4 protein-coding genes are annotated in these 3,361 nt (G+C 73.3%); 2 read left to right on the top strand and 2 right to left on the bottom strand.

Annotated elements, in window-relative coordinates; genetic code table 11:
* On the top strand, positions 1-636 hold a 636-nt coding region (locus ACSNOC_RS27310; RefSeq protein WP_436750256.1), incomplete at its 5' end, for a helix-turn-helix domain-containing protein.
* A gap of 544 nt (positions 637-1,180) precedes the next feature.
* Here the strand turns inward: ACSNOC_RS27310 and ACSNOC_RS27305 are convergent.
* Together ACSNOC_RS27305 and ACSNOC_RS27300 are read right to left on the bottom strand one after the other, a co-directional pair.
* Positions 1,181-2,098: a helix-turn-helix domain-containing protein gene (locus ACSNOC_RS27305; protein WP_436750255.1), complete on the bottom strand. Its 918-nt coding sequence runs from the start codon at positions 2,096-2,098 to the stop codon at positions 1,181-1,183.
* A gap of 97 nt (positions 2,099-2,195) precedes the next feature.
* Positions 2,196-2,432 (bottom strand): DUF397 domain-containing protein, encoded by a 237-nt coding sequence (locus ACSNOC_RS27300; RefSeq protein ID WP_436750254.1) that lies wholly within the window; start codon positions 2,430-2,432, stop codon positions 2,196-2,198.
* A 159-nt stretch (positions 2,433-2,591) separates the two neighbouring features.
* On the opposite strand from ACSNOC_RS27300, the gene ACSNOC_RS27295 reads away from it, so the two are divergent.
* On the top strand, positions 2,592-3,101 hold the full coding sequence (locus ACSNOC_RS27295; protein WP_436750253.1) for a hypothetical protein: 510 nt from the start codon (positions 2,592-2,594) through the stop codon (positions 3,099-3,101).
* Positions 3,102-3,361 lie beyond the last annotated feature (260 nt).

The following is a 3,361-nucleotide window of genomic DNA, read 5'->3' as shown; positions in this document are numbered from 1 at the left end:
GTCGCGGGGGTGGACGGGAGGGCGCGGGGAGGAGACGCCGCGGCACGCGCGCAGGAGGGGTTGCGCGAGGCGCTGACGCGGTTGCGCGACGCGAGGGGAATCCCGAACCGCGATCTGTCGGAGGTCCTGGAGGTCTCGTCGTCGTACGTGTCCCGCATCTTCACCGGGGAGCGTCTGCCGGACTGGCGGGTGCTGTGCGCGCTCGTGGAGAAGCTGGAGGGCGAACCGGCCGACCTGCGGGTGCTGTGGGAGATCGCCAAGGGCTTCACGCCGCCCCGGCGCTGGCCGCGGGAGGAGGCGATCGCCCGGCTCCACTCGGTGCTGCGCGGGCTGCACATCGCCGCCGGGAAGCCCTCCGCGGCGGTCATCGGGCAGCGGACCGAAGTCCCGGTGGACGAGGGCCAGATCGAGCGGATGCTGCTGGGCCGTGAGGTGCCGGACTGGGAGACCGTCGCGGCGCTGATCAGGGCGCTCAACGGCCACCCGGACGACTTCACGGGGCTGTGGCAGGACGTCGACTACAACCTCCTGATCGCCAGCGACGGCGGCGGCAGCGCGGGCACGGACCTGCCCGCGACCAGTCGGCGGGCACGGCGCGGACGCCGCCCGGGCGGCCAGGAGCACGGCAGACGGTGAACGCGACGCGGGCTCTCTCCCCGGCCGCCGGGAAAGGACAGGCGTGGCGTCGTCACGGCCGCACCTCCCCTTCCCGTGCCGGGGCGTCCGTCGCGCGCGAGAGGAACTGGCGTGCGCGGCAGCGGGGAGCACGCTGTCGCGCACGCCGGCCGCGGCGGGCCCGGTCGGCCGACCTGTCCGGACCCCGTCCACCGGCTGCTCCGCGCGCCGCGGGCCGATGTCGTTCTGTCCCGGAGACGGCCGACATGACGGGCCGGGCCCGTGCGACGGCGTCCGGCGCCCGGTGGCGGCCGGAAAGCGTCCGGCCTTCCGGGCCGCCTGATGCCCGGGGCCGGGCTGGGGGCTTCCGCGTCTCCGTTCCGGGGGCAACTCGCCTGCCGCCGCCCCGGCATGAGCGCTGCGCGCGCCGTGCGCGCCGGGCGGGGCGCGACCCCCGGGCGGATCCCACCGCCCGGCCCGTTCTCACTCATCGCGGGGAACGGGCACGCCCCGGTCTGTGCGCGGTGCCGTGCGTGTGATCGGGGACCTGTGCCGGCTGTCGGGGTCAGCAGCGGAAGCGGGCGATCGCGCTCTCGATCAGTGCCCGGCTTTCCCGCTTGGTCCTGGCCACCGCGCTGAGGTTGTCCAGGATCCGCAGATACGTCTCCGTGCGGGACGTCTCGTCCAGGTACTCCGCGCCGTCCGCCTGTTCCAGGTACACGACGTCCGGCATGTCCGGCGCCTGGAAGCGCAGCAGCGTGATCGGGCCCCCGGCGTGGGCGGCGATGTCCGCGTCGAACGGCAGGACCTGAACGACGACGTTGGGGCGCCGCATCATGGCCAGCACGTGCTCCAGCTGCTCGATCATCACGGCCTTGCCGCCCACCCGGCGCAACAGAACCGATTCGTCGATCACCACCCACAGCTTCAGCGCGCCGTGCGTGCGCGTCAGCGCTTCCTGCCGTGTCCTGCGGAACGTGATCCGCCGGCCGACCTCCTCGCTCCGGGCCATCGGCACGCCCGCCCGCATCAGGGCGCGCGCGTACCCCTCGGTCTGCAGCAGTCCGGGCATGTGGAACGCCTCGAAGATCCGCACCATCGACGCCGACGACTCCAGGCCCACGAACATCTCGAACCAGCCGGGCATCAGGTCCGCGTAGACCAGCCACCAGCCCCGCCGGTTGGCGCGCTGGACCAGTTCCTGGACATCGGCCAGCATGCGCGGATCGTTCTCGCCGTAGAAGGCCAGGAGCTTGGCCACTTCCTGCCCGGAGAGCTGGAAGCGGCCTCGCCCCGTCTCCAGACGGCTGATCTTGCTCACCGAGCAGCCCAGAAGCCGCGCCGCCGCCTTCGCGGACACGCCCCGCTGCTCGCGCCGTCCGCGCAGCATGAGACCCAGTCCCATCCTGAGCACCGTCGGCGTGCTGGTCCGCTGGTCCAGCAGACCGGCCATCGACACGATCCCGGCCGGCTCCAAGGCCATCCCTCGTACTCCTTGTGTCGCGAGACTCAACAGCCCCGGCGTGTGTCACTCCATTGGGGCACAACAGACACAAAGAGTCGCACGACTCGGAGAGCTCTTACAGCAGGTCGTCGAACTCCCCCTTTTTGACCCCGTCGACGAACGCGGCGAACTCCTCCGGCGTGTAGACCAGGGCCGGGCCCTGCGGGTCACGCGAGTTGCGGAAGGCCGCACCCCCGCCCGCCAGCGCCGCGAGTTCCACGCAATTGCCCAGGGCACTGCTCGCCCGGCTCTTGCGCCAGACGGCACCCTCGATCAGGCCCGCCGGTACGCCGTTGGCATATTCCTCGGCCATAAAACGCTCCATCATGCTGAACTCCCGGCAACTCACCGGGCAGTAAGGGAACACATTCCCGCCCATCCACCCCCGTACGCGGATTCTTTTGCCTTCACTTGCGCTCTCGATGCGCGGCCGTGAATAGTGACGCGATACCCCCTTCCCAGGAGCCACCCGATGACGGAGCATCCGCCCGGCGCCGCGGGACGCGGCGGCGCGTCCGGGGAAGAGCCGGGCCGGTTCCGCGGCGCACGGGCGCCGGCCGCGGCGCCGGACGCGGCGGCGGCACGCCCCGGCACGCGCCGGTTCACCGCCCGCCTGTTCACCGCGGCACCCGCCGAGTTGTCCGCCGCCCGGCACTTCACCGCGCTCACCCTGCGGCGGTGGGAGCTGGCCGCCGTCTCCGACGACGCCCGGTCCGTCGTCTCCGAACTCATGGCCTGGGCCATGGCCGACACCGCACCGGAGAGCATCTGGCTCGGACTCGCCCATCACAACGCGCTGTTGTGTGTCCTCGTCCCCCGCACGACGGGCCACTCCCCCGCCGGTCCCTGGCGCGGCCCCGCTCCGGCCGCCCGCCACCGGCGGCACATCATCGACACGCTCACCCGCGAATGGGGCCGGACCGAGGCCGCCGAGGGCGCGGCCCTGTGGGCGCGCATCCCGACGCATCCCCGGCAGCCATGAGCGCGCGGACGGATGTCCGGATGGGGGGTGGGGGGTGAGAACGTTCCCGGCCTTGCCGGGAAGTCAAGGGCCGTCCGGCAAGCGGTTCGCACACGGACCCGCCCGTCCCCGGGGGAGCGCACGGACCTGCTCCCCGGTCCCCCGCGGCTGATCGCGGTGGCCGCGGGTCCGGTCGCCCGCCGGTGCCCGCCGGTGCCCTCCGGGACGGTTCCCGGAGGGCGCGCGGCCGGGGTGGGTCGTGCGGCGCGCCCTCCGGGAAC

The organism is Streptomyces sp. URMC 129 (assembly GCF_051386415.1).
Taxonomy (GTDB): Bacteria; Actinomycetota; Actinomycetes; order Streptomycetales; family Streptomycetaceae; genus Streptomyces.
The sequence above is the reverse complement of the archived record's forward strand: the minus strand, read 5'-3'. Positions and strand labels throughout refer to the sequence as shown.